This is a genomic window from Succinimonas amylolytica DSM 2873 (assembly GCF_000378405.1).
In the GTDB taxonomy this organism is placed as follows: domain Bacteria; phylum Pseudomonadota; class Gammaproteobacteria; order Enterobacterales; family Succinivibrionaceae; genus Succinimonas; species Succinimonas amylolytica.
On sequence record NZ_KB899636.1, the window covers coordinates 656,762 to 682,981 of the forward strand.

Consider the following 26,220-nt stretch of genomic DNA (forward strand, 5'->3'; position numbering starts at 1 on the left):
ACAATGGCGAAACTGCATGATGTTTACAGACAAGAAGTAATCAAGAAGCTTTCTGATAAGTTTGGTTACAAGACTGTCATGCAAGTCCCTAGAATTGAGAAGATTACCCTCAATATGGGCGTTGGTGAAGCTGTAGATGACAAGAAGGTTCTTGAGAACGCAGTCAAGGACATGACTGCTATTTCCGGTCAGAAGCCTTTAATCACCAAGGTTCGTAAGTCAGTTGCGGGCTTTAAGATTCGTGAGGGCTATCCTATCGGCTGTAAGGTTACCTTACGCGGTGAACGGATGTGGGAATTCCTTGAGCGTCTTATTTCAATTGCTATGCCTCGTATTCGCGACTTCCGCGGTGTGAGCAGCGAATCATTTGATGGTCGCGGCAATTATTCTATGGGCGTTCGGGAGCAGATCATTTTCCCCGAAATTGATTTCGATAAGGTTGATACAGTTCGTGGTCTCGATGTAACAATTACCACTACTGCCAAGACCGATGACGAAGCACGCGAGCTTCTCGCTGCCTTCAATTTCCCGTTCCGTAAGTAAGGGTGCAGAATTATGGCAAAAACTTCTATGAAGAATCGCGAGGCAAAACGCGAACTTCTCGTAAATAAGTATTATGAAAAGCGTCAGAAGCTTAAGGCTATTGTATCTGATGTTAACTCTTCTGATGAAGAACGCTGGGCTGCTATAGCTGCGTTGCAGGCGTTGCCGCGTGATTCGAGTCCGGTTCGTCAGCGCAATCGTTGCTGTATCACAGGTCGTCCTCATGGGTTCCTCCGTAAATTTGGCATGTGCCGTAATATGGTTCGCGAACATATGATGAAGGGCGAAATTCCGGGTCTTAAGAAGGCCAGCTGGTAATTCAGGGAGATTAACTTATGAGTATGCAAGATCCTATTGCGGATTTACTGACTCGCATTCGTAACGGCCAGGCTGCTGGCAAGGTTACTGTTTCAGTTCCATCTTCCAAGATGAAGCTGGCTATTGCCAACCTCCTCAAGGAAGAAGGCTACATTTCAGATGTTAAGGTAACTGGTGACGTTATCAAGACTCTTGAGATCGATCTTAAGTATTACAACGGCAAGCCTGTTGTAGAGCTGATCCAGAGAGTTTCCCGTCCTGGTCTCCGTATCTACAAGTCCTGTCAGAATCTTCCGAAGATTCAGAACGGTCTTGGCATCGCTGTTATTTCTACTTCTAAGGGCCTGATGACCGATCGTGCTGCACGCAAGAACGGTGTAGGCGGTGAAGTCGTTTGCTACGTAGCTTAAGGAGTAAATAATGTCAAGAATCGCAAAAGCTCCTGTAGTTATTCCTGCAGGTGTTGAAGTAAAGCTTGAAGGCCAGGTTCTGACTGTTAAGGGAAAGAACAGTACTCTTTCTCTGAACGTCAATCCAGCTGTTAAGGTTACTTTTGAAGATAATGAACTTAAGTTTGCTCCTGTTGATGAGTCTAAGAACGCAAATGCTCAGTCTGGAACTGCACGTGCTTTGGCTCATAACATGGTTGTCGGTGTAAGCCAGGGGTATGTAGTTAAGCTCATACTCAAGGGAGTGGGCTATCGTGCTCAGGCCAAGGGCAATATCGTAACTCTTAATTTAGGTTATTCAAATCCTGTTGATTACACTGTGCCTGAAGGAATTAAGGTTGAGACACCTTCTCAGACTGAAATTAATATCAGCGGCGCCGATCGTAATCTGGTTGGGCAGGTTGCTTCTGAAATTCGTGCTGTTAGAGCTCCTGAGCCTTATAAGGGCAAGGGTGTTCGCTATGCAGACGAAATTGTTCATATCAAAGAAGCTAAGAAGAAGTAGGAATACGCAATGAATAAAAAAGTATCTCGTCTTCGTCGTGCCACCAAGGCACGTGCCAAGATGCATGAATTGGGTGCTACCCGCTTAGTTGTTTTTCGTACTCCGCGTCATATTTACGCTCAGGTAATTAACGACGAAGGTAATGTCCTTGCAAGTGCTTCTACTCTTGAGAAGTCTCTTGCTAGTCAGGTTAAGTATACCGGTAATAAGGAAGCTGCTGCTCTCATTGGAAAAACCATTGCTGAGCGTGCAGTTGCCAAGGAAATTACCAGCGTATCTTTTGATCGTTCCGGTTTCCAGTATCATGGTCGTGTTGAGGCTCTTGCTCAGGCTGCCCGTGAAGCTGGTCTTAAGTTCTAAGGTGGTTGAGAATGGCTAAAAATGAAAACCAGGCTAACAACGACATGCAGGAAAAGCTGGTTGCTGTAAATCGTGTAGCTAAAGTTGTAAAGGGCGGTCGTATTTTCTCTTTCACCGCTTTGACTGTTGTTGGTGATGGCAAGGGCAAGGTTGGTTACGGTTACGGTAAGGCCAGTGAAGTACCTGCTGCTATTGCCAAAGCAATGGATCAGGCTCGTCGCGATGCGAATTCTCGTGGCCGTATTGAGCTCAATGATGGAACTCTTTATCATGATGTTAAGGGGTCTCATGCCGGCTCTACCGTATTTATGAAGCCTGCTTCAGAAGGTACCGGTATTATTGCCGGCGGTGCAATGCGTGCCGTTCTGGAAGTTGCCGGTGTTCGTAACGTGCTCGCAAAGGCCTATGGTTCTACTAACCAGGGCAATGTTGTTCGTGCCACTATCCGTGCTCTTTCTTCTGTAAGATCTCCTGATGAGGTTGCTGCAAAGCGTGGTCTTACTGTTGAGCAGATTCTTGGAGTATAACCATGGCTGACAAAACTCTTAAAGTTACTCAGATCCGCAGTTCTATTGGCAGAAAGCCTAAGCATCTGGCGGTTCTGAAGACTCTTGGCTTGCGTCATATCCGTCATACTGTTGAAGTACCTGATACTCCGGTTATCCGCGGTATGCTTAATAAGGTTTATTACCTGATCAAGGTGGAGGAATAAATGCGTCTTAATGATCTTTCTCCAGCTGCCGGTTCTAAGAAGAAGGCAGTGCGTGTAGGTCGTGGTATTGGTTCTGGCATAGGCAAAACCTGCGGTCGCGGAATTAAAGGTGCTGGTGCTCGTAAGAGTGGCGGTACCCGTCCGGGATTTGAAGGCGGCCAGATGCCGATCAAGATTCGTCTTCCTAAGTTTGGTTTCTTCTCCCGTATTGCTGCAGTTACTACTGAAGTTCCTCTTAATGAGCTCAGCAAGATTGAGGGTGATGTAGTTGATATGCTCACTCTTAAGCAGGCTAACATCATTAGCGGTAAGTTTGAAAACGCGAAGATTATCCTTTCCAAGGAGCCTAAGATTAATCGTGCTTTCACCGTTAAGGGAATTCGTGTAACCAAGGGTGCTAAGGCTGCCATTGAAGCAGCTGGTGGCAAGGTTGAAGAATAAGGGTTAATCAATGGTAGCAAGACCGGGCCAGACAGGTAAAACCAGCAATGAATTAGTGAGTCGCCTATTGTTTGTTTTTATAGGACTTGTTATATTCCGTCTGGGTTCCTTTGTACCTGTTCCTGGAATTAATACAGATGTCCTTGAAAAGATGTTTTCCGAGCAGAGCGGTAACGTTCTCGGAATGTTTAACATGTTTTCAGGCGGTGCTCTGTCTCGTGCCTCCATTTTAGCCCTTGGTATAATGCCGTATATTTCATCCGCTATTATCATTCAGCTAATGGCTGTTATTAATCCGACATTGGCTGAATTGAAAAAAGAGGGTGAGTCCGGCAGACGTACTTTAACCAAATATACTCGCTGGGGAACTCTGTTTCTTGGTCTGCTTCAGTCTGTAGGCATTGCCTACGGCTTGCCGAACATGATTCCGGGACTTGTTGACGAGGTAAATATGGGGTGGCAATTCATGGTAGTTGCCACAGTAAGCCTAACAGCTGGGACCATGTTTTTGATGTGGCTCGGAGAGCAGATTACTGAGAGAGGTGTCGGAAACGGCATTTCCCTTCTCATTTTTGCCGGTATTGTTGCGGGTCTCCCTCATGCATTGGCAGCAACTTTTGAGCAGGTTCGCCAGGAGGAATTGTCTATAATCGGCATCCTTATAATTGCACTGGTTGTTGTTTCTGTTACATACTTTGTAGTGTTTGTTGAGCGTGGTCAGCGCCGCATTCCTATAAATTATGCAAAGCGTCAGAACGGTAATCGTTTTTATAATCCACCTTCAACCCATTTGCCGTTAAAGCTGAATATGTCCGGTGTTATACCGGCGATTTTCGCTTCCAGTATAATTCTCTTTCCAGGAACTATTGTTGCCTGGCTTGGGAATGGTCAGGGGCCTGTTGCGAATTTCCTTCAGGAAGTATCAATGCTGTTGCAGCCTGGTCAGCCTTTGTATGAAATTCTTTATGCTGTGGCAATTGTGTTTTTCTGCTTTTTCTATACGGCGATGGTCTTTAATCCTCGTGAGATCGCAGATAATCTAAAGAAGAGTGGTGCGTTTATCTCCGGTATTCGTCCTGGTGAGCAGACAGCCAAGCACATTGATAAGGTAATGACCAGATTGACATTAGCTGGATCTGTATACATGGTTTTTGTGTGCCTTGTTCCACAGTTGTTAATGACCTGGTTCAATGTTCAGTTCTATTTTGGCGGAACTTCGTTGCTGATTATCGTTGTGGTTATAATGGATTTTATTGCTCAGCTTCAAAGCCATATGGCTACTTATCAGTACGGGGATGCTTTGAAGAAGGCAAATTTGATAAATTTTGGTCGATAGACCTTCTTTGGACAAAGGAGTCTCATCATGAAAGTTGGTGCTTCAGTAAAAAAATTCTGTCGTCATTGCAAGATTGTACGTCGTGGCGGTGTTGTTCACGTAATTTGTACTAATCCCAAGCACAAACAGCGTCAGGGTTAATTTTTAATTTCTGTCACATTTTTGTTGCAATTCGACTGCAAGGTGTGTATATTATGCTCCTTGCAGTTTTTTTATGTGCACTAGTGATCCTCGTGTATCCTGACGGGCTTTACGAGGATTGTTTTTTTAACTTGATTTTAGGAGTTTATAGTGGCCCGTATAGCTGGTATTAATCTTCCTGATGACAAGCATGCAGTTATTGCACTGCAGTCTATTTATGGCGTTGGTCCTACTACCGCCAAGAAAATCCTTGCAGATGCAGGTGTTAATCAGGATGCTAAGTTTAAAGACCTGGAAGAATCTGTCCTTGACAAGATTCGTGAGCAGGTTTCTCATTACACTGTTGAAGGTGACCTCCGCCGTGAGGTTTCCATGAACATCAAGCGCCTTATCGATCTTGGCTGCTATCGTGGTATTCGTCATCGTCGTGGTCTTCCGGTTCGCGGTCAGCGTACTAAGACTAACGCCCGCACCCGTAAGGGCCCGCGCAAGGCTATTAAGAAGTAAGCGAGGATATTGATAATGGCAAATAATGAACAGACCCGTCGTCGTTCTAAGAAGCAGGTAGCTGATGGCATTGCTCACATCCATGCTTCTTTTAACAACACTATCGTTACCATCTCTGATCGCCAGGGTAATGCTTTGTCCTGGGCTACTTCAGGTGGTTCTGGTTTCCGTGGTTCCCGTAAGTCTACTCCTTATGCCGCTCAGGTTGCTGCTGAACGTGCCGGTGAGGCTGCCAAGGAATTTGGTGTAAGAAATCTTGAGGTTCTTGTTAAAGGCCCCGGCCCTGGTCGTGAATCTACTATTCGCGCTCTTAACGCTATTGGTTTCAAGATTACCAACATTACTGATGTTACTCCAATTCCCCACAATGGCTGCCGTCCCCCCAAGAAGCGTCGTGTATAGTTTAACTGGTATTTTGGAGATAGATTAAATGGCTAGATATATTGGACCGTCTTTAAAGCTTAGCCGCCGTGAAGGTTGCGATCTGTTTTTAAAGTCCGGTGTTAACACTTACGAAAAGAAGTGCAAAAAGGCTGAGAAGCTTCCTGGCGTTCATGGCGCTGAAAAGCCTCGTGCTTCCGAATATGGTACTCAGCTTCGTGAAAAGCAGAAGGTACGTCGTCTGTATGGTGTTCTGGAGCGTCAGTTCCGTAATTACTATCGGAAGGCCAGCCAGATGAAGGGCAATACTGGCGAGAACCTCCTTCAGCTCCTTGAGTCCAGACTTGACAATGTTGTTTATCGTATGGGATTTGGTTCTACTCGTGCCGAAGCTCGTCAGCTTGTCAGCCACAAGGCTATTCAGATTACCCTCAAGGGATCTGATGTTGCAAGAACAGTTAACATACCTTCTTTCCAGGTTCCGGAAGGAGCTACAGTTTCTGTCCGTGAGAAGGCTAAGAACCAGGATCGCATTATTACCGCTCTTGATCTTGCCAGCAAGAGGGAAAAGCCTGAGTGGATTGACGTTGATGTAGAAAAGAAGTCAGGCGTGTTTACTCACAAGCCTGAGCGTTCTTCTCTGCCTTCTGACATTAAAGAACAGCTCATCGTCGAACTCTACTCCAAGTAATTTGGTCTCGCAAAGAGGATATAATTTTGGGTTCTGTAACAGATTTTTTAAAACCGAGAAAGGTTGGGATTACACCAGTACGTTCAAATCGCTCTCATGTTTCTCTAGAACCATTGGAGCGCGGTTTTGGCAATACTCTTGGACAGGCTCTTCGTCGTGTCCTTCTGATGTCCCTTCCTGGTTGTGCCATCACTCAGGTGAAAATCGAAGGTGTTGAGCATGAATATAGTATTAAGAGCGATATTCAGGAAGAGATTTTGGAGGTTCTTCTTAATCTTAAAGGTGTTGCTGTAAATATTACGGATGAAGCCAAGGATGATGTTGTTGTATCACTGGTAAAGTCCGGTACAGGACCTGTTTATGCAAGTGACATAAAGCTTTCGGATGATGTTCAGGTATATAATCCTGATCATGTGATCTGCCATCTTAATTCTTCAAAGTCCTCTATTGAGATGACTCTGAGAATTCAGAGAGGTGCCGGTTATGTTCCAGCAAATTCGCCTAAGCGTCAGGCTGAGGCCCGTGAAGCAGGAACCATCCTCCTAGATGCTTCTTACACTCCCATTAGGTATTTTTCTTACGAAGTGCAGTCAGCTCGTCTCGAACAGAGAACTGATCTTGATGGCCTTGAGATTGAAGTTGAAACCAATGGTGTCATTGATCCTGAAGAAGCTATCCGGGAAGGCGCACTGTTACTTCGTGAACAGCTATCTTCCTTTGTAGATTTAGATGCCGTTAAGGTAAGTGCTCCCGTTGAACAAACACAGGCTCCTGTTCTGGATCCTGCTCTTCTTAGATCTGTTGATGATCTTGAGCTTACTGTTCGCTCGGCCAACTGCCTTAAAGCGGAATCCATTCACTTAATTGGTGATTTGGTTCAGTGTACTGAGGTAGAACTTCTAAAGGCTAAGAACTTAGGTCGTAAGTCTCTTAATGAGATTAAAGACGTTCTTGCGCAAAGAGGTTTGTCTCTTGGTATGCGTATTGAGAACTGGGATGCAGCTTCTCAGCAGGCCAAATCATAAAACTTTTTTAGAAGGAAAAGTGTCATGCGTCATCGTATGAGCGGCCGCCAGTTGAGCCGCAACACCAGTGCAAGAGCCGCATTGCTCCGTTCGCTTACTGTAGCTCTTTTCAGAAGAGAAACCATTAGAACTACTCTTCCGAAGGCTAAGGAGCTTCGTCGCTTTGCTGAGCCTCTTATTACTAAAGCAAAGGTTGATTCAGTTGCCAACCGTCGTCATGTTTTTGCAGTTTTGCGTGATCGTGATATTGTAACTAAGCTTTTTAATGACATTGCCAAGCGTGTTCTTGCCCGTGAAGCTGATGAGTCAAAAGGCAAGGGTGGTTATACCCGTGTTCTGAAGTGCGGTCTTCGTCCTGGAGATCAGGCTCAGATGGCTTTCATCTCACTTGTTGATGTTAAAGCTGAAGAACCTGCTGCCGAGGCAACCTCTGCTGAATAAGCATATCTAGATATGAGCCCCGTTTTTCTCGGGGCTTTTTTGCTTATATTTATTAAGCTTTCTTTTTGATGTAAAATTAGTGACTGATGAATTTTAGATAATTCGTCAGTTTTGTCCTGTATCGGTTATTATCCGGTAAGAAATAATTGAGGTATCTGCCTTGGACTTCGTAAAAGATTTTTTTAAGCCTCAGGAAGCAAGGATTGAAAGTATTTCTGATACTCAGTCAAAAATTGTTCTTGAGCCTTTTGAACCTAATTTCGGTCTTACTCTTGGTAATGCTCTTAGGCGTATCCTTCTTTCCTCCATGCCAGGATCCGCCATATATTCCTGTGAAATTAATGATGTAAATCATGAATATACTACTAAAGAGGGATTGCAGGAAGATATTCTCATTCTCCTTCTGAACCTTAAAAAGATCGCCGTATCTATTGACAATCTCACCAGAGATGATGCTCTTCTTCAACTGAGGGTTAATGATCCAACGGCCCAGGACGATGGTATTACTAACGCAAAAACTGATTACGTGGGTCCGATTACCGCAGGCGATATTTATTGTCCCGCCGGAGTTACTATTCATAATCCGGAGCTGGTTATCTGTCATATCACTAGCAGAACTGTTCCGTTCAAAATGAAGCTTCATGTAAATCGTGGCCGCGGTTTTCTTCGTGGTGATCTTCGGGCACATCCTGAGGGTGACGAAAGATTTGTTGGACGTTTGATGGTTGATGCCGCATACAGCCCCGTTGTTAATGTAGCTTATACTGTTAGTAAGTACAACGATCCCGATGGACGCGATGATCTGGAATCTCTTACCATTAATTTGACCACTGACGGAACTATTTCTCCTCAGATGGCTCTTCGCAGAGCTTCCACAATTTTTTATGAGCAGCTGAATACCTTTATTGATATTCATTCTGAATCTGAAACCACTGCCAAGGTTGTTGAAGAACCTAAGATTGATCCCAAGCTCCTTAAAACTGTTGAGGATCTTGAGCTTACTGTTCGTTCTGCAAATTGTCTTAAGGCTGAAGGAATTCATTATATTGGTGATCTTGTTCAGAAAACCGAAGTTGAACTTCTCAAGACTCCGAATCTTGGTAAGAAATCTCTTACCGAAATTAAGGATGTCCTTGCAAAAGAAGGCCTCTCTCTTGGTATGCGTCTGGATAATTGGCCTCCTCAGGATGATGAAGATCCAAAGGAATAATTTTTTTTGATCTTCTTTCCCGGTTAGTTTCTTCGTTATGACCTGTGCTAACTTTTAAGCGCAGGTTGTTTATTTTGAAATGAAACTATTTCAGTTTTCGAATTTTGTTTAAATTCTCTTACCTGCTCTTAATTCCTCCTTTTTTTCTTTTTGTTTGTTTCACATTTTTGCTACTGTATTCTCTCTTCTATTCGTTATTGCCTCTGCTTTTATTTATAATTTTCTCTTAAACCCTATACTGTTTATGACCCTTCTTTGATGTCATATCATTGCGCCGATGTTTTTGTTTTCGAGGTCGATTTTAACTATGAATAAATTTTGTATTACTGCCATGGCGGCAGCCATGATTCTAGCTGTAGCCGGATGTAGCAGCGATTCAGCTTCTTCAGCCCCTGTTTCCAAAGCGGTTACCGGTAAGCTGTCTACTCCGGTTTTTGTTAAGGTTGACGGTAAATCGCACGGGGCTGACAGTGAATTCAAACTGGGAAAAACCAGCAATATCTATCATGCCACTGCTTTTATGGATAAAGGTCAGCATAAGATCCTTCTTGCTGATGCCAAGGATACCTGTGGTACGAAATTCGGTCCTGCAGCAGCAGGCAACCTCACATTTGGTACTTTGGCACAGTTAGATAAATGTGCAAAGAATGAATTTACAATCAATGTTGTTCTTAAGGGTAACTATGATTTTACCCTTGACTACACTAAGGATGTTCCTTCTGTAAAGGTACTGAGAAGCACCAAGAAGGTGGAGGTAAAGAGACAGCCTCCCCAGATTGCATGTGATAAATGGGATGGCGGTCCAGTTACTGCTAATGTCGGGAAGGCTTTCCCTAACGGAACGACAGTTCGCGATGCCTATTCTGGTGCTACAGCGGTTGTGAAGGGCGGAAAGGTTACCATGACACCCGCTCCAGAAAGCGAAGGTATTCTTCTTCTTGAAGAGGCGAAGTCGTATTCTCAGGCTCCTTTTTCCTGGGATAATGCCAATGTCTACTTTATGCTACCGGATCGTTTCTATAACGGTAACAAGTCCAATGACAACTCCTACGGCAGAAAGAAGGATGGCAAAAATGAAATTGGCACCTGGCATGGTGGTGATTTCGCGGGTATTACTCAAAAGCTTGATTATCTCCGTGATTTGGGAGTTAATGCCATTTGGGTAACTCCAATAGTTGAACAGGTTCATGGCTTTGTCAGCGGTGGTGCGGAAGGGTCTTTCCCCTTCTATGGATACCATGGCTATTGGGCTTTGGATTTTACTAATATTGACAAGAATCTCGGAACAGAAGAAGAGTTCCAAAAGTTTGTTGATGAGGCACATAAGCGTGGTATCCGCATTCTTGTGGATGTTGTAATGAACCATGCAGGTTACGCCACCCTTAAGGATCTTCAGGACATCGGACTTAAAGAACTCGTAAACGATCCTGATTCCCTGCCTGCAGACTGGTCTGAGTATAAGCCTAAGGGACTTTATGCCACCTGGGGAAGTATAAACGGTGTAATAAATTATAAAACCAAGGCATGGAAGAAATGGTGGGGGCCAGATTGGGTGCGTGCCGGACTTCCCGGTTATGACGAGCCTGGCGTTGATGATCAGAATATGGCAGTTGGCGGACTCCCGGATTTCAAGACTGAAAAGAGAACTCCGGTGAAGCTTCCGGAATTCTTTAAGAATAAGAAGGACACCAAGGCCGTTGATCTACCTAATGCCTCGATTGTTGATTACCTCGTTAGCTGGCATACCTACTATGTCAGAAAATTCGGTGTTGACGGGTTTCGCTGTGATACCGTGAAGCATGTTGATCCGTATGCCTGGAAGCAGCTTAAGCAAAGTGCTACAAAGGCACTTAAAGAATGGAAGGCTGAAAATCCTGCAAAGAAGATTGATGACACTCCGTTCTTTATGGTGGGCGAGGTGTTTGACCACGGTGTTTCCAGAGATCTCTGGTATGACAACGGTTTTGACAGTCTCCTTAATTTTGATTATCAGAAAGAATCAATGACTGCTGCTCAGTGCATGAAGGAGGCAGATGGCATATATGCCAAGTACTCCAAGTCAGTGCAGCAGAAAGGCTTTAACATTCTTTCTTACATATCGTCACATGATACCAAGCTGTTTTTTGCCGACTATCAGGATTTTGATTTGCAGAAACGAACAGCTAATTCTTTCCTGATGCTGCCGGGACAGGTTCAGATATACTATGGTGATGAATCAGGTCGTCCTTTGATGAAGGATGACGGAGTTGTAGATCAGTCACTCCGTTCAGATATGAACTGGGCTGATCTTGATAAGCCGGAGTATAGGGATTTGATTACTCATTGGGGTAAACTCAATAAGTTCCGCCTGAATCATCCTGCGGTTGCCGAGGGAACCCATACCAAACTTTCCGCCAGCCCTTATGCTTTTATGAGAAAGAAAGGCAATGATAAGGTAGTGATTGTTTCTGCCGGTCGGAAGTGATTCCTGATGCTTTTATAGCTGAAAGCTGATATTATCTGAGCCTGATCGTTGTGGTCAGGCTTTTTTATGGTTTTTTTATGAACGATATTGATAATCAGGCTGCTGCTGTTAGCGGCGAAGAATCTTTTTCTGAATCGGAAATCAATGAAATTTTAAATGCCGCATATGAAATTTTGCAGGAGGTTATTCCGACATGTGTTGATAATAATGAGCTTTCTCTGGACGATCTGGAATATTACAATGACCGGGTTCAGAGTGATGCGGTTTATAACTCTCTGGTTTATCCTGCCCGTTCAATATGGTCGCAGCGTTACCCCTCTGATGGGTATGATTTTTTGGATGATCCTGAGCTTTCAGAAAAATACATAGAAGTCATGTTTTATTTTTCAGAAGGGGCTTTGGAACCGGAAGAATGTGCTGGAGATGTAGACTTCGACGAAAATAAGTGCTTTGCTGTGGTTCTGATGCCGCTTCCGTGGATTCATGATGAATCTCTGACTAGTACAGCTGTGGACTTTTATCCTGAGGATGAATTTCTTAACGCCGGAATGAATAACGATGATGAATACGGCGTAGAGACACAGGATCAGTCAGATTAAGATGAGATATCCTTTTTTCTCTGTATTTTTATATTGCCGGTCTGGCATTCAACGTTCCCTTTGCCCGTAGCTGTCATCCCCCCCGAAAGTTACTGTTTCTTTCGGGGCTATGGTAGTATTTCAATCATTGTTCCCGGATCCACCAAATCTAGAAATTCATCCATATCGCTGTTTATAAGTGCAATGCATCCGTTGGTCCAGTTTGAAGGCATGAGGCCGTCTACCCGATCTTCAATTTTTCCCCGGTAGGGTGGTTCTCCGTGGATCATTATCATCCCTCCGGGGCGGCGCCCGGCTTTTCTAGCTCTGTCGATATCCTCCGGATTGGGGTAGGAGATATGAAACGCCTTGTAAAAGCTGGAATTAAGCTTTACATAATCTAAAATGTACTTTCCTTCCGGGGTCTTTTTGTCTCCCTCAAACATTTTGGGGCCGTGGGGATTTTTCCCGAGAGAGATGTTGAAGCTTTTGATGAGATTTTCCCCCTTGTATAGAAAAATCTTATAGCTTGATTTTCGTACCACCACCCGGTCCACCAGATTTTTTCTGCTGGTAGCAATACTTCCGGCCGTAATTTTGGTAACGATGGTTTCAAGTTTTGTGTAATCTGTATCAGGATCGTATTCTGGATATTCGTTTAGAGCTTCCAGATATACACTGTACGGCAGCATGGTGCCAGCTGTAGCCCGGAGGTCATCGTCATTTGCCTCTGAACTTCCGGAAACGGCTATGGACAGTATCAGTGCCAGAGAAGGAATCAGTAATGAGGGAAAGTGAGAAATCAGAAAAAAGCGGGACATAAATTTACTCTCTTTTGTTTCCTGCCATTGTAGGGATTTTTATAAAAAAATAAAGATTCCATGCCGGAAAATTGCAATATGACAGCCGGCAAATTCTCAGTAATGCAGGGGGTTTGGGCTATAATATCCCTGATAAAAATGGGAACAGTATGAACGATAAAAAACAAATGAGCCTGGAAGGCGTTGAGATAATGCCTCTGGAAACCTTTACCGAGGCTGCCTATCTGAATTATTCCATGGCTGTAATCCGGGATCGGGCCATTCCTCATGTTGCAGACGGATTGAAACCGGTGCAGCGCCGCATTATCTATGACATGCACGAGCTGGGGTTGCTGCCTTCTGCCAAATACAAGAAATCTGCCAGAACAGTGGGCGACGTGCTGGGTAAGTATCATCCGCATGGAGATGCGTCCTGCTATGAAGCTATGGTGTTAATGGCTCAAAGATTTACTTACAGGTATCCTTTGGTGGATGGTCAGGGCAACTGGGGACATCCTGATGATCCTAAATCCTACGCTGCCATGCGTTATACCGAATCTCGGCTGACAATGTTTTCGGAAGTGCTTCTGTCTGAGCTTGATGACGGTGGCACGACTTTTATTCCCAATTTTGATGGAACCCTGCAGGAACCAGAATTGCTGCCAGCCAGGCTTCCTCATATTCTCCTGAACGGAACTTCGGGTGTGGCTGTTGGTATCAAAACTGATATTCCGCCTCATAATGCCAGGGAAGTTGCGGATGCTGCCATTTACCTTCTTGACAATCCTGATGCTTCAGTTTCGGACCTTATGAATATTGTTAAGGGGCCCGATTATCCTACTGGTGCTGAAATTATAACTCCCCCCTCCGAACTCCTGAAAATCTATGAAACCGGAAACGGCAGCATCAGAATGCGTTCTGTCTATCACGTTGAGAAAGGCAGTATTGTTATTACCGCACTCCCCTACAAGGTCTCGGGTGCCGATATAGAGACCAGAATTGCGGCTCTGATGAATCAGAAAAAGCTGCCGCTGATTTCAAATATCAGAAATGAAACCAGCAAGGAATGTCGGATTGTTCTGGAGCTCAGATCCTGCAGAGTAGATCCTGATGCGGTTATGTCCCACCTTTTTGCGCTGAAGAATCTTGATTTGGAATGCTCGTATCAGGTCAATATGAACATGCTGGGTATGAACGGCAATCCGGCGGTTAAATCGCTGACAGCGATTCTTACAGAGTGGCTCTCCTTCAGAAGGGATACCGTAGTTCGTGAGTTTGAGTTTCGTCTGGACAGGATTAATAAAAGACTTCATCTCCTGGAAGGACTTTTTATTGTTTTCCTCAATATTGATGAGGTAATCCGTATTATCAGAGAAGAGGATAATCCCAAGGAAGTTCTCATGAGCAGGTTCGGACTCACAGAGCCCCAGGTTGAGTATATCCTTGAGACCAGACTGAGACAGCTGGCCCGGATTTCAGAGATAAAACTCGGAGAGGAAAAAGCTACATTGGAAAAGGAGGCCGGTAACATCAGGGGAATCCTTAATTCTCCGGTCAGACTAAAGAATTTCCTTAAAAAAAGCATTAAAGAGGCCGCTGACAGGTACGGTGATGACCGGATTAGCCCCATTGTTATGAGAGCACCTGCCAAGGCTATTCTGGAAAGTGAAATGATTCCGGCGGAGCCGATGACGGTAGTACTTTCTAAAATGGGCTGGGTGCGTGCAGCCAAGGGGCATGTGGAGGATATTTCCTCGTTTTCCTATAAACAGGGGGACGGCTTTCTGATGAAGACCTTTGCAAAAAGCAATCAGAATGTGGTATTCCTCTCAAATTCCGGACAGGCCTATTCTTTGCAGGTGAATACCCTTCCTTCGGCCAGAAGTCAGGGAGAGCCTCTTACTAGTCGTTTTTCCATTACACAAGGGGATAGCATAGTTGCTGTACTCTCGGGACTTGATGATGACTACTACGTTGTCGGTACTGATGCCGGATACGGTTTTGTATGCCAGTATCAGGATCTGATAGGACGTACTACTAATGGAAAGTCGATTATTTCGGTTTCAGAAGGTGCCAATCTTCTTACACCAATGCCGGTGAAGGATGTGGACAAGTCTCTTTGCCTTATGATATCAAATCAGGGGAGGATGCTGATGTTTCTGGTTACAGAGCTTCCGATACTCAGCAAGGGCAAGGGGAGTCGTATGATAAACATTTCTCAGAGCAAGCTGAAAGCCCGAGAGGAATATGTAATTGCTGCCTGTGTGCTCGAGCCAGATGATTCTGTGGAAATACATGCCGGAAAGCGTAAGCTGACGGTGAAACCGGCAGATCTTGATAATTACAAAGGTGAAAGAGGGCGTCGCGGCATTAAACTGCCTCGAGGACTTCAGAAGGTTACAGAAGTGGTGGTAATCTCCGGGAAGCGGGAAACGGTTCCTGAGACCGTACTTCCCGATGACGCTAGGATTCAGGATTAATGTTTAAGCCCGGAAGACCATGAAAGTAGGAAATTCGCCATGTTATTGATAATTCGTATGCTGATCCTCGGGATCATGGGGATTTTGTGGCTGATAGTAGGATGTGCGGTCTGTCTGTGCCGTCCCGGCCATCCTTCCAATCTTTATGTCCTGACGCAAATGCTGCGGCTGGTGCAAAAGGTGGTGGGAGTTAAGGTGACCTACCGTTTTGATGTTAAGGAACTCAGAAGTAGGATGCCTGCTATCTTTGTTGGTAATCACCAGACCAACTGGGATATTGTAACTGTAGCCGATGTTCCTCAGCCGGGGCTGGTTTGCATCGGTAAAAAAAGTCTCATCTGGGTACCAGTATTCGGGATTTTGTTTTATCTTTCGGGAAATATTCTCATAGACCGTACTAACCGTTCCCGTAACGGCGAGGAATTTCTGTCCTTGGTCAGAAGGGTTCGCAAAAAGAATCTTTCGCTTTGGATTTTTCCGGAAGGACACAGATCCAAGGGGGCCGGGATGTTGCCATTTAAGACCGGAGCTGTACACACCGCGAAGCTTGCCGGTGTGCCGATAATTCCGTTTGTCACTTCGTCATATTACGGTCAGATCAAGCTTAACCGCTGGGATAATGGCGAAATCATTGTCGAGATGCTGCCTCCCAGAGATGTTTCAGGTCTGGAAAAATCTGAAATCAGATCATTTACAAAGCAGTTGCGTCAGGACATGATTGTCAAAATTATGGAACTCGATAAAGAAGTTCGGCGCCCAGAAGGCTTTGTGCTTCCTGATTACAAAGGCGAGAGCAATGGAGACGGAGAGTCAAGCCCGGATGAGGTGTGATCGTATGCTGATCGTGTAAAAGTCTGGGCGACTCAGTTTTGCAGTAATGGCGACAGGGAATCGGGGATTTTGGAGAAGTCCCGGATTTCGATAACTTTGTGATGATTGCATTCGCCCCTGATTATCTGTACCTTTCCCTTCGAGGTTCCGAAAGCTTTTGAGAGATATTTCTGGAGGTACTGATTTGCCTTGCCGTCTACAGGAGGTGCAGTCACTGTTATTTTGATTTCCTCTTCTGTAAACGGGATTATGGAATCACGGGAGGCTTTTGGGGTAATCACTGCTTTCAGGGTGACTACAGGCCCTTTAATTTCAACGGCATTCATAGCTTAAAAATTAGTTGCATGGCATAGCTTGTTATCTTTGGCATTACGGTGAACACCACAAAACTCATGAGGAGAAATGCCACAATAAATGCTATTGAAAAGAATCCTATCGGCGGGATAAAGCGTTCAAATGGTTCGGTAATAGGAGAAGTCAGCTTATTAAATAGATATTTCCACGGAGTCAGTGCCGGGACAGGAAACCAGCTCATAATGGCCCCGATTATCATGATGTAGAGCATGTACTGGAGTCCTGCCCAGATTAGCAGTACTGGGACAAGCAACATAAGTCGCCAGATTAGGTCAAAGGATATAACTCTGAAACCAGTCATGGACCAGTATACAAAGCCTCCTCCGAATATTTCTGCCATGACGAGCATCAGGATCAGGGCCGAAATATTAAGGTTCATGATTTTTTTTACGGGAATAATTCTGACCAGAGGATTCGTAATCCTTACTATCCAGCGGCATGCAGGATGGTAGTAGTCGCAGCTGGTGTACTCCATAAGAAACCTTGTGAAAAACACTAGAGCCGGAATAAAGGACAGTATGAACGAATAACTCATTTTATCGGATGCCTGTAATTAATATCTGAAATGTAATTTTAGAGAGCGGGATGGTTTTCGTAAAGCATCAAAAACGGAGTCTGAATGATTTTCAGACTCTGCAATAATCCCGGTCAGGGAGTTAAGCCCCTTCGGGCTACTCTATCATAATTCAAAAATACGGGGCGCGGAATCAGAACTGTTTTCCCATTTCCTCAGCCCGGTATTTGCAGGCATCAAGGGCGTCGCTGACAATGGCCTTAAGCTCTTTTTCCTGCATTACCCGAATAGCCTCATAGGTAGTACCGCCCTTGGAGGTTACTGCTGCTCTGAGTTCAGCCAGAGTCTTGTCCTGATTTTTAATGACCATCTCGGCAGAACCCCGAGCTACTTGCTCCAGAATTACCCGGGAATCTTCTGCGGAGAAGCCATAGGCTTTGGCTTTTTCGGCCATGCATTCCATGAAGTAGAAGAAATATGCTGGAGCGCTGCCTGAAAGTGCAGTGATATCGTCAATACCGGTTTCTGATTTAACGAAAACAGCCTTGCCGACCGATTCCAGCACCTCTCTGGCATATTCTCTGTCTTCGGGAAGCGCTCCTTCAGAAGCATAAAGACCTGCCATCCCCATGCCGATAAGAGCAGGAGTGTTCGGCATTACCCTAACGATTCTGGAGGCATCATGCAGGAGAGAACTAATGCGGGAGATGGTAACTCCTGCCATGATTGAAATAATGAGCCGATCCTGGAAGTCTGAAATATCCTGGGCAATTCCAGTAAGAACCTCCGCCATCATCTGAGGCTTTACGGCAAAAAGAATCACGTCGGCATTATTCACAGCCTCCGAATTATCGGCGGTACCGTTAATTCCGAATTTTTCTCTGAGTGCGGCAACTTTATCGGAAACCGGATCGGAAACCGTGATGTTCTTGGCGGGATAGCCGCTGTTGCAGAGTCCCTGAATAAGACTTCCCGCCATGTTCCCTCCGCCGATAAAGGCGATTTTTTTATCAGTGTGCATTTTAAATACCTCGAATTTAACTGTTTATCCCGGAACAGTTCCGGGAGATTTGTAATTTCGGCTCAGACATGATACTGTCTGGCTCCGAATATTGCAGTTCCGATGCGAACCTCGGTACTGCCGCAGGCAATGGCTTCGGCCATGTCATTGGTCATTCCCATGGAAAGCACTGTGAGCTCTCTGTATTGTCTGGATATCCGGTCAAAGGTATCTTTAAGAGCCTGAAACTGCGGTATAACCTCGCTTTTGTCGCTGACGTTTTCAGCTATTCCCATAAGTCCGGCAATTTTCAGTCGTGGACACATTTCGCCAATATATGCAAGAAGTTCCGGGAGCTCTTCAAAGGAGACGCCTGATTTTTGGGGTTCCCTGCTGATGTTTATCTGAATGAAAACCCTGAGATCCGGCATCAGTGGCGGTCTCTGATCATTAAGCCTTTTTGCGATTCTGGCCCGATCCAAGCTTTCGACCACGTCGAAGTGTTCGGCAATAATCCGGGTTTTGTTAGCCTGTACCGGTCCGATGAAATGCCACTCGATATCGGTGATTCCCCGTGAGCGGATTTCTGTGATTTTTTCGGCTGCTTCCTGAGCGTATGATTCCCCGAAAAACCGCTGTCCGGCATGATAAGCCTCGAGAATGTCACTTACTGGTTTGGTTTTGCTTACCGCCAAAAGCGATATTTCGTTCGGCTCTCTTTTAGCGGATATGGCTAGATTCTGAATTTGTTCTTTTATGTTTAAAAGATTATTTTGAATTGTCATCATGGGTAACAGTACCATTTTTGAGGTGCTATATCCTGTTTGGACAGTAGCGAATTGATCATGGATATTCTAGATTTACTGTCTTGCGGTGTAAAGAAGAACGCATTGCAGATACCCTTCAGACAGAAGGATACCTTGCGAGAATAGCTTAGTGAGTGAATGATGATTACCGGCATTATGAGGATGGTATTCAACAAAGCTGCCGGAGGTTTTGGCACTGATCACCTCCATATGGAGATATTTCTTTTGAGGCGGGTTTAACGGATGTAGCAAAATTAAGAATTTGTTCTTTTACGTTTGAAAGATTTTCTTGTATCTTTAGCGGAGGCAACGGTACCGTTTTCTGGGTACTACCTTTTTTGGACGATAGAGAATTAACCATGGATATTCTAGATTTACTACTTTATGGTGTAAAGTACAACGCGTCGGACTTACACCTTTCGGCAGGTGTGCCGCCAATGATCCGCGTTGATGGTGATATGCGCAAGCTTAAGACAACCGACAAGCTGACCATGGAAGTCAGGGATATGGAGCCTTTGGACAAAACCACGGTTCATAACCTTGTTTATGACATTATGAATGACCACCAGAGAAAAGAATTCGAAGAAACTCTGGAATGCGACTTCTCCTTTGAAGTACCGAATCTGGCGCGTTTCCGTGTTAATGTATTTAATCAGGATCGCGGCATGGCAGTGGTATTTCGTACCATTCCCTCCAAGGTTATTACTCTGGAACAGCTGAACTGTCCGAAGGTTTTTGAAAAGATTGCCTCTGCTCCCCGCGGATTGGTGCTGGTTACCGGACCTACCGGTTCAGGAAAATCCACCACTTTGGCAGCAATGGTGGATTATGTTAATTCCACCCGCCATGATCACATTATTACTATTGAAGATCCTATTGAGTTTGTGCATCACAATAAGCTCTGTATGGTAAATCAGCGTGAAGTACACCGCGATACCATGTCCTTTTCTAATGCACTGCGTTCTGCTCTCCGTGAAGACCCGGACATCATTCTGGTAGGCGAGCTTCGAGACCTGGAGACTGTGCGTCTTGCTCTTACAGCTGCGGAAACCGGCCACTTGGTGTTTGGCACTCTGCATACAAGTTCTGCAGCCAAGACAATCGACCGTATTATTGACGTGTTCCCGGGAGCTGAAAAGGGGATGGTACGTTCCATGCTTTCAGAATCCCTGAATGCGGTAATTTCCCAGACTCTGCTTAAGAAAAATGGCGGCGGCCGGGTGGCAGCGCACGAAATCATGATCGGCATACCGGCTATCAGAAACCTCATTCGTGAAGACAAAGTTGCTCAGATGTATTCCATCATTCAGACTGGAGCAAGCCACGGAATGAGTACTCTCGACAGTGCTCTTAGCAAGCTGGTGGCCCGTGGTGTCATTAGTATTGCCGAAGCTCGTAGCAAGGCACACGACCCTAACGCTATTGTTGCCAGTTCCATGGGCGGTTTTTAAGGGAGTCTCAGGATGTATCAGGAACCGTTGAAGATTGATCGCTATCTTCGTTTTATGAATGACAATCACGCTTCAGACCTTTTTCTCACTGTGGGCCTTGAGGCTGCTGTAAAACTGGACGGACATCTGACACCTATTGAGCAGGGCAAGCTGACTCAGGATCAGGTAGAGGACTTTGTCAGGGAAACCATGGTTGATCGTCCGGATCTTCTTAAGGAGTTCAATGATCAGCGCGAGGCTAACTTTGCTATTCAGCGTCCGGATTTGGGGCGTTACCGTGTGAGCTGTTTCTGGCAGCTTTCTAGCCCGGGAGTGGTATTCCGCCGCATTGTGGATAAGATTCCCACTACTGAGGAACTGCACCTTCCCCCCACATTCACCAAGTGGGTTATGGAAGACCGCGGTCTTCTGCTGTTCGTAGGTGCTACCGGTGCCGGTAAGTCCACAACGCAGGCAGCAATGATCGGTTATCGCAACATGAATTCCGATGGTCATATTCTCACTATTGAAGACCCTATCGAATACGTGCATCACCACAAGAGGTCATTGATTACTCAGCGAGAGGTAGGTACGGACACAGTCAGCTTTGATGCAGCTTTGAAGTCTGCGTTGCGTCAGGCTCCGGATGTAATTCTTATCGGCGAAATACGTTCTCGTGAAACCATGGAGTTCGCACTGTCGTTTGCAGAAACCGGCCACTTGGTACTGGCAACCCTTCATGCCAACAATGCAAACCAGGCTATTGACCGTATTCTTCACCTGGTGCCGGAAAGTGCTCAGAGACAGATGCTGTTCGATCTCTCAGTAAACATGAGGGCCATTATTGCGCAGCAGCTAATCGAAACCACCACCGGCGGACGTCGGGCGGCCTTTGATATTCTGGTGAATACTCCTACTGTGGCCGACTGTCTCCAAAAGAACGAGCTCTTCAAGCTGAAGGAAATTATGCAGAAATCTCCGGAAGCAGGCATGATTACTTTCGATCAGAGTCTGTACAATCTTTATCAGCAGGGTATTATCAGCTACAGCGATGCTCTCCATTATGCCGACTCCGAGAATGAGGTACGTCTCATGATCAAGCTGGCTGGAGGTGTTAAAGAATCTGATGTTATGTCTAATGTGGTGTTCGAATAGCAGGTGTTGGGAAATACGTTCTGAAGAGTGTATTCTGTATTAGTATGCTCTGACGCTGCAGGAGAAATCAGGGAAAGGGGAGGATTACGGTCTTTCCCCTTTTTTTGTTTTGGAAGGAGAGGGGGTATTTATGGAACACCGGTTATTTCGGGGGGACGCCGGTAATTTTTCCGGGGCGGTATATTTGTTCGCTATTATTGCCGGACTTGCCGGACTGTTTTTTCTTTCCTTAGTGCTGGGGGCCTCGGGTTTTTTGCTGCCGTGGGATCTATCTGCAACGCAAAAGACGCTTTTCTGGGAGATTAGACTGCCCCGAACCCTGGCGGCATTACTCGCCGGGGGTATTTTAGCGGTTTCAGGAGCCTCGTATCAGGGAGTGTTTCAGAATCCTTTGGTATCTCCGGATCTTCTGGGCGCTTCGGCCGGTTCGGTTATTGGTATTATGCTGGGACTCATATGCGGAGCTGGATTCTGGTTGATTCCTCTGATCTCTTTCAGTGCCGGAATGTTGGCTATGCTGCTGGTAATTTCGCTGGCGTTTCTGATAACCAGAAGCGGTGGGTTTTCGGCAGTGCTTTTGATTCTGGTAGGGGTGGTGCTTTCTGCGCTGTTCTCGGCGGTGCTTAATTTCTTAAGATACTTCCTTCCTGACGAGAGTTCGATGTTTGGAGCTTCCTACTATATGATGGGAGCTCTTAATGGGGTTAGTATGCAGGATATGCTGATTCTTACGGTGTTCGGCCTTGTTCCGGTGCTGGGGTTGTGCGTCCTTTCACGTTCTCTGGATGTGCTGACTCTTCCTCATGAGGTTCTCGAGACACAGGGGGTGCGGGTAAAAGCTCTTATTTTTATAATTCTTTTTCTGGCTACCATGGCCTCGTCTGCTACCGTTGCTGTAGGTGGCATTATTGCTTGGGTATCTCTTATTGTTCCAGGCATTTTGCGTTTTTCCTTTGGAAGAAACCACGTTTTTCTTTTGCCATGTGCGTTTTTTACTGGTGCAGCTTTTCTGCTACTATGCGATCTTCTGTCCCGGACTCTTATTTCCCACGAAATTCCTATTGGAATTATGACCAGCATTGTTGGAGTGCCATTTTTTCTGGGGCTTCTCTATCTCACTAGGAGGAAGTATGTCCAGACTGGAGTTTAGCGATCTTGAGCTTGCTAACGGAGCAAAAGTAGATGGCAGTGTTTCCTCGGGAGAATTTCTGGTTATTCTGGGACGGAACGGCACCGGAAAATCACTGCTTCTGAAAACGATAATGGGGCTTATTCCCCGAAAATCCGGAACGATTCTTCTTGATGGTGTACCGGTTATTGAAGCTACTGCCGCAAGAAGGAGGTTCGGAAAGGGCGGTGTGTTTGCCTATGTTCCCCAGCGTTTTAACGCTGGTTTTCCGCTTACAGTGCGTGAAACAGTGGCTTTAGGGCGGGCTCGGGGGATGTTCGGATTTCCGGGAACAGGTACCGGGGATTCCGGGGGAAGAAACAGTATCAGTAAAGACGTCGAGGCTATTCTTCAGAAACTGGGGATTCTGCATCTTAGAAACTCTTACACTGATAAAATATCAGGTGGGGAATTAGCTCTGGTGTCTTTGGCCAGAGCTCTTATGCAGGATGGCGTTTTTTTGGTTCTTGATGAGCCAGAGGCTAATCTGGATGTTAGTAAAAAGGCCGAGTTTTATCAGCTTATCCGGGGAATACTCAAATGCCATGAGTTTTTTATAGCGGAGAGAAGTTCTCAGAAACAGAGAAAACATAGCTGCGAGCAAGTTAATAACAATCGTGAACAGCTTGTGGATATTTTTGAAAAAACTGTTAATAAATCTATTGATAATTCTGTTGATAATAATTCCAGGAAATCTGTAGAACGGTTTGTAGACAGCGAGGCCGGCGTTTCTCCGGGGATCCTGTTTGTAACTCATGATCCGCTGTTTGCTCTTAATCTTAAAGGATGTTCCGGGCATATCGGAGCATTTTTAAGGAACGGAGAATTCCGGGAGTTTTCGGCTGAGGAACTTACTTCCAGGGTTCTGGAGGATATTTATGCTACCCCGGCGGAGATCAGAGAAAGTCTTTCCGGTATACGATACCCTGTTTTCAGCGATCTGTTAGGAAGTTTTTCGTGAGTTTTCATGCAGTTCTTAAGTTTGTTTTATGTCATAATAACGAATTGTTCTGAACACTGGAAATTCTGAATTATTTAAATTATTATCAAATGCGAATATAAAAATATTCGAATGTGCTCAATATTTATTTTTAAGTCAGAATTTTAGTCAGAAGCCGCAAAATATGACTTCGTTCCGGATGAACTCAATTGTGACAAGAAGCATCCAGAGTATTTCATCTAGAGAATATGCGATTGTGAACAATACAGACGTGAAGCCTGTTTAAAATCATGTTTAAATGGTATTTTTTGATACCGGCGGAATTATTTTTTAAAGACTGCATTAATCTATCCCTTTGTGAAACGATTACCATTATTGCATCGTGGCAGTAAGTTAAAATGAAAGTACTTTCATGTGTTTTGAGCAGGTCGTAGACAGGGAGGATTGTTGTGTTTGGGCTCAGATCTTTGAAATTCAAAATATTCATAGGGGTTGTAGTCCCGTTTATACTGCTTCTGGTCACTATATGTATCTACTTAAATATCAAGGATCGCAAAGTTAACGAACAAAACTTCGAAATTGGTTCTGCCATGTTTGCCTCTCTGGTTAATGACAGTGTCAATATCATTGACTCCTGGCTTCACGATCGTATGAGAGTAGTGGATACCCTGGCTCAGGAAAAGTTGGAATTTCTTAAAAACAGGGACAATCTGATAATGATTGGCACAGCGCTTAACTTCGGTGGTGTTTATTATGGTACCGAGGCTGAGGGCGATATGTATTCCACCAAGAAAACTCTGGAGCAGTACCGCAAATCAAATTATGATCCCCGGAAGAGGCCCTGGTATCAGCTAGGATACAAAAAGAGCACCGTTAATATCAGTCAGCCCTACAAGGACTTTACTTTTAACGAAAATGTAATCGGCATGGCCCGAATGGCAGAGGGCGGCGTGGTAGCTGCTGATGTGAAAATATCCGAGCTCAGGGAATCTCTTTCCAAAATTTCCATTCCTAGGGACGGCTTTACCATACTTTATACAGACAATCACAAGGTGATCATTTCCGACAAAAGCGAAGTATTTATGGAGGATGTCAGTAAATACAATGCGGTATTCACTGATGAAACACTGAAGGCCAGTGAGAACACTGGCGGAAATCTGGCCAGCCTTACTATCGACGGCGTCCCCTATTTTATGATGGTTCGTAAGATTAACAATGCACCTTGGTATTTTTGCTTTGTTGTTCCGGCAAGTCAGGTTGCTGTAAACTCCTCAAATTACCAGATAATTCTTATTATTTCCCTGATAGTTCTTGCGATTTCGGCTTTAGTGCTCCACAAGTATCTTTCTGTGCAGGTAATCCAGCCCATAAACTTCATTTCCGGATTTCTGGCCCGGATGGCTGACGGCTCCGGAGATCTGTCCCGCCGTATAGGGGTGCGTACCCGCGATGAGATCGGAAACCTGGAACAGGGCTTTAACACTTTCCTGGACGCGCAGTCCTCACTTATTGATACCTTCAAGAATTCAGCTGCTACCCTCACTGACGTATCGAAGGACGTATTCAATCAAAGTATAGATCTTAAGGAAAAATCCCGTAGCCAGATGGATCTCCTCCAGCACGGTAACGGGCTTATCGCCAGAGTTATGGAGCAGACAACCAGTGTGGCGTCAGAAATGGTAGATACTTCCGAGAAGATCAGCCACACTACGGATAGCTGCGCTGATCTTCAGGGGTTGATTCAGGATGTGGCAGACTCCATTAATGACCTTAACGCCGAACTTGAAAACACAAAGGAGGCACTTAATAATCTGCAGGAAAATACTGAAGCTATTGTCAGCCTCAACAACAGCATTAGCGAAATTTCCAGCAACACGAATCTCCTGGCTCTCAATGCAGCCATTGAAGCGGCCCGAGCCGGGGAACACGGCCGCGGCTTTGCCGTGGTGGCAGATGAAGTACGCAACCTGTCCGGTAGCACTCAGAAGGCTACGGTGGATATCAAGAACACTATCGACAAGCTGCTTCTGGCCAACAATAATGCCATTAACCTCATGGAGGATAGCATCAACACCTGTCTTACAGCGGTAAACAAGACCCATAAGGCTTCCGAACACTTCACTCTCATTAATTCATCCTTCAAGGAAATCAATGATCTTACCCAGAAGATTGTACGGATATCCGAAAATCAGAACCGCATCATCAGTGAGGTTTCCAGCAATATCTGCGATGCCGGAACATCTGCCGAGGCCATTCTGGATGATGCCAATCAGTATGCAGAAACTGCCAATAATCTGCAATTGCAGTTTGATGAGCTAAACAGTACTCTGGAAGGATATACCACGAAATCCCCCAATAACAGATTCTAGTCCGGCTTCCGGTTTATGATGAAACGGGGTTTGAGCCCCGTTTTTTATTGAGCCTCTGTATCTTCCCTTTATATCCCCTTTATATCCCGTTGTCCGCAGAGGAATTTACATGTTATTCATAGGATGTTCACAGCTTGTAAGCAATTTGTACCCAAACTTATACACAGTGCATTTAGATTTCCCAGTTTTGGAGAGATGTATTCAGGAGTTTTCGGCAATCGCTTGAGAACGTAGAGGATTTGCGGGAGAAATGAATAAGGTTATATTCCTT

30 protein-coding genes are annotated in these 26,220 nt (G+C 45.1%); 25 read left to right on the plus strand and 5 right to left on the minus strand.

The window, feature by feature from the left end; translation table 11 throughout:
• The first annotated feature begins 3 nt into the window (after window positions 1–3).
• The 18 genes from rplE to F557_RS0102970 all read left to right on the plus strand — a co-directional run bounded on the left by rplE (window position 4) and on the right by F557_RS0102970 (window position 12,123).
• Window positions 4–543, plus strand: a complete 540-nt coding sequence (gene rplE / locus F557_RS0102890) for a 50S ribosomal protein L5 (RefSeq protein WP_019000755.1) — start codon at window positions 4–6, stop codon at window positions 541–543.
• Window positions 544–555: 12 nt separating this feature from the next.
• Window positions 556–861, plus strand: a complete 306-nt coding sequence (gene rpsN, locus F557_RS0102895) for a 30S ribosomal protein S14 (RefSeq protein WP_019000756.1) — start codon at window positions 556–558, stop codon at window positions 859–861.
• Between the two features lie 17 nt (window positions 862–878).
• Window positions 879–1,271: a 30S ribosomal protein S8 gene (gene rpsH, locus F557_RS0102900; RefSeq protein ID WP_019000757.1), complete on the plus strand. Its 393-nt coding sequence runs from the start codon at window positions 879–881 to the stop codon at window positions 1,269–1,271.
• 10 nt (window positions 1,272–1,281) lie between these two features.
• Window positions 1,282–1,815, plus strand: coding sequence for a 50S ribosomal protein L6 (gene rplF, locus F557_RS0102905; protein WP_019000758.1), 534 nt, complete (start codon window positions 1,282–1,284; stop codon window positions 1,813–1,815).
• A 9-nt stretch (window positions 1,816–1,824) separates the two neighbouring features.
• Window positions 1,825–2,175 carry a 50S ribosomal protein L18 gene (gene rplR / locus F557_RS0102910; RefSeq protein WP_019000759.1) on the plus strand — a complete coding sequence of 117 codons (351 nt, stop codon included), beginning with the start codon at window positions 1,825–1,827 and terminating at the stop codon, window positions 2,173–2,175.
• An 11-nt stretch (window positions 2,176–2,186) separates the two neighbouring features.
• Entirely contained in the window at window positions 2,187–2,702 is a 516-nt protein-coding gene (gene rpsE, locus F557_RS0102915) for a 30S ribosomal protein S5 (RefSeq protein WP_019000760.1), read from the plus strand.
• 2 nt (window positions 2,703–2,704) lie between these two features.
• A complete protein-coding gene (rpmD, locus tag F557_RS0102920; RefSeq protein ID WP_019000761.1) occupies window positions 2,705–2,887 on the plus strand; it encodes a 50S ribosomal protein L30 in 183 nt (60 codons plus the stop codon).
• The gene (rplO, locus tag F557_RS0102925) at window positions 2,888–3,328 is read left to right on the plus strand and encodes a 50S ribosomal protein L15 (RefSeq protein WP_019000762.1); all 441 of its coding nucleotides are present in this window, start codon (window positions 2,888–2,890) and stop codon (window positions 3,326–3,328) included. It abuts the gene before it with no gap.
• Between the two features lie 10 nt (window positions 3,329–3,338).
• Window positions 3,339–4,664 carry a preprotein translocase subunit SecY gene (secY, locus tag F557_RS0102930; protein ID WP_019000763.1) on the plus strand — a complete coding sequence of 442 codons (1,326 nt, stop codon included), beginning with the start codon at window positions 3,339–3,341 and terminating at the stop codon, window positions 4,662–4,664.
• 27 nt (window positions 4,665–4,691) lie between these two features.
• Entirely contained in the window at window positions 4,692–4,805 is a 114-nt protein-coding gene (gene rpmJ, locus F557_RS21675; RefSeq protein ID WP_084761404.1) for a 50S ribosomal protein L36, read from the plus strand.
• Between the two features lie 150 nt (window positions 4,806–4,955).
• Window positions 4,956–5,312 (plus strand): 30S ribosomal protein S13, encoded by a 357-nt coding sequence (gene rpsM / locus F557_RS0102935; RefSeq protein ID WP_019000764.1) that lies wholly within the window; start codon window positions 4,956–4,958, stop codon window positions 5,310–5,312.
• A 15-nt stretch (window positions 5,313–5,327) separates the two neighbouring features.
• Entirely contained in the window at window positions 5,328–5,714 is a 387-nt protein-coding gene (gene rpsK / locus F557_RS0102940) for a 30S ribosomal protein S11 (RefSeq protein ID WP_019000765.1), read from the plus strand.
• 28 nt (window positions 5,715–5,742) lie between these two features.
• Window positions 5,743–6,384, plus strand: coding sequence for a 30S ribosomal protein S4 (rpsD, locus tag F557_RS0102945; RefSeq protein ID WP_019000766.1), 642 nt, complete (start codon window positions 5,743–5,745; stop codon window positions 6,382–6,384).
• 23 nt (window positions 6,385–6,407) lie between these two features.
• The gene (locus tag F557_RS0102950; RefSeq protein WP_026297717.1) at window positions 6,408–7,409 is read left to right on the plus strand and encodes a DNA-directed RNA polymerase subunit alpha; all 1,002 of its coding nucleotides are present in this window, start codon (window positions 6,408–6,410) and stop codon (window positions 7,407–7,409) included.
• 24 nt (window positions 7,410–7,433) lie between these two features.
• Entirely contained in the window at window positions 7,434–7,850 is a 417-nt protein-coding gene (gene rplQ / locus F557_RS0102955; RefSeq protein ID WP_026297718.1) for a 50S ribosomal protein L17, read from the plus strand.
• Window positions 7,851–8,010: 160 nt separating this feature from the next.
• The gene (locus tag F557_RS0102960) at window positions 8,011–9,060 is read left to right on the plus strand and encodes a DNA-directed RNA polymerase subunit alpha (RefSeq protein WP_019000769.1); all 1,050 of its coding nucleotides are present in this window, start codon (window positions 8,011–8,013) and stop codon (window positions 9,058–9,060) included.
• Window positions 9,061–9,367: 307 nt separating this feature from the next.
• Complete coding sequence (locus tag F557_RS0102965; RefSeq protein WP_019000770.1) at window positions 9,368–11,524, plus strand: alpha-amylase; 2,157 nt, start codon at window positions 9,368–9,370, stop codon at window positions 11,522–11,524.
• 77 nt (window positions 11,525–11,601) lie between these two features.
• Window positions 11,602–12,123: a hypothetical protein gene (locus tag F557_RS0102970; RefSeq protein WP_019000771.1), complete on the plus strand. Its 522-nt coding sequence runs from the start codon at window positions 11,602–11,604 to the stop codon at window positions 12,121–12,123.
• A 107-nt stretch (window positions 12,124–12,230) separates the two neighbouring features.
• Here the strand turns inward: F557_RS0102970 and F557_RS0102975 are convergent, their stop codons facing one another.
• Entirely contained in the window at window positions 12,231–12,923 is a 693-nt protein-coding gene (locus F557_RS0102975; RefSeq protein ID WP_019000772.1) for a L,D-transpeptidase family protein, read from the minus strand.
• A gap of 149 nt (window positions 12,924–13,072) precedes the next feature.
• Here F557_RS0102975 and parC point away from each other — a divergent pair, with 149 nt between their 5' ends.
• A complete protein-coding gene (parC, locus tag F557_RS18585; RefSeq protein ID WP_044142873.1) occupies window positions 13,073–15,382 on the plus strand; it encodes a DNA topoisomerase IV subunit A in 2,310 nt (769 codons plus the stop codon).
• 39 nt (window positions 15,383–15,421) lie between these two features.
• Complete coding sequence (locus tag F557_RS18590) at window positions 15,422–16,213, plus strand: 1-acylglycerol-3-phosphate O-acyltransferase (protein ID WP_044142581.1); 792 nt, start codon at window positions 15,422–15,424, stop codon at window positions 16,211–16,213.
• A gap of 32 nt (window positions 16,214–16,245) precedes the next feature.
• Here F557_RS18590 and F557_RS0102990 read toward each other — a convergent pair whose 3' ends face one another.
• The 4 genes from F557_RS0102990 to F557_RS0103005 form a co-directional block, all read right to left on the minus strand.
• Complete coding sequence (locus F557_RS0102990) at window positions 16,246–16,539, minus strand: DUF167 family protein (RefSeq protein WP_019000775.1); 294 nt, start codon at window positions 16,537–16,539, stop codon at window positions 16,246–16,248.
• Window positions 16,536–17,102, minus strand: coding sequence for a YggT family protein (locus F557_RS0102995; protein ID WP_019000776.1), 567 nt, complete (start codon window positions 17,100–17,102; stop codon window positions 16,536–16,538). Before F557_RS0102995 ends, F557_RS0102990 begins: the two co-directional genes overlap by 4 nt.
• A gap of 172 nt (window positions 17,103–17,274) precedes the next feature.
• Complete coding sequence (gene proC, locus F557_RS0103000; protein ID WP_019000777.1) at window positions 17,275–18,102, minus strand: pyrroline-5-carboxylate reductase; 828 nt, start codon at window positions 18,100–18,102, stop codon at window positions 17,275–17,277.
• Between the two features lie 62 nt (window positions 18,103–18,164).
• Window positions 18,165–18,869: a YggS family pyridoxal phosphate-dependent enzyme gene (locus F557_RS0103005; protein ID WP_019000778.1), complete on the minus strand. Its 705-nt coding sequence runs from the start codon at window positions 18,867–18,869 to the stop codon at window positions 18,165–18,167.
• A 377-nt stretch (window positions 18,870–19,246) separates the two neighbouring features.
• Here F557_RS0103005 and F557_RS0103015 point away from each other — a divergent pair, with 377 nt between their 5' ends.
• The 5 genes from F557_RS0103015 to F557_RS0103035 all read left to right on the plus strand — a co-directional run bounded on the left by F557_RS0103015 (window position 19,247) and on the right by F557_RS0103035 (window position 25,949).
• A complete protein-coding gene (locus F557_RS0103015) occupies window positions 19,247–20,338 on the plus strand; it encodes a type IV pilus twitching motility protein PilT (protein ID WP_026297720.1) in 1,092 nt (363 codons plus the stop codon).
• 27 nt (window positions 20,339–20,365) lie between these two features.
• On the plus strand, window positions 20,366–21,472 hold the full coding sequence (locus F557_RS0103020) for a PilT/PilU family type 4a pilus ATPase (RefSeq protein WP_026297721.1): 1,107 nt from the start codon (window positions 20,366–20,368) through the stop codon (window positions 21,470–21,472).
• Between the two features lie 130 nt (window positions 21,473–21,602).
• Complete coding sequence (locus F557_RS0103025) at window positions 21,603–22,622, plus strand: FecCD family ABC transporter permease (RefSeq protein WP_019000782.1); 1,020 nt, start codon at window positions 21,603–21,605, stop codon at window positions 22,620–22,622.
• Window positions 22,603–23,601, plus strand: a complete 999-nt coding sequence (locus F557_RS20930) for an ABC transporter ATP-binding protein (protein ID WP_019000783.1) — start codon at window positions 22,603–22,605, stop codon at window positions 23,599–23,601. The genes F557_RS0103025 and F557_RS20930 overlap by 20 nt, the downstream gene beginning before the upstream one ends.
• Before the next feature lie 428 nt (window positions 23,602–24,029).
• Window positions 24,030–25,949: a methyl-accepting chemotaxis protein gene (locus F557_RS0103035; RefSeq protein WP_019000784.1), complete on the plus strand. Its 1,920-nt coding sequence runs from the start codon at window positions 24,030–24,032 to the stop codon at window positions 25,947–25,949.
• The last annotated feature ends 271 nt before the right edge of the window (window positions 25,950–26,220 follow it).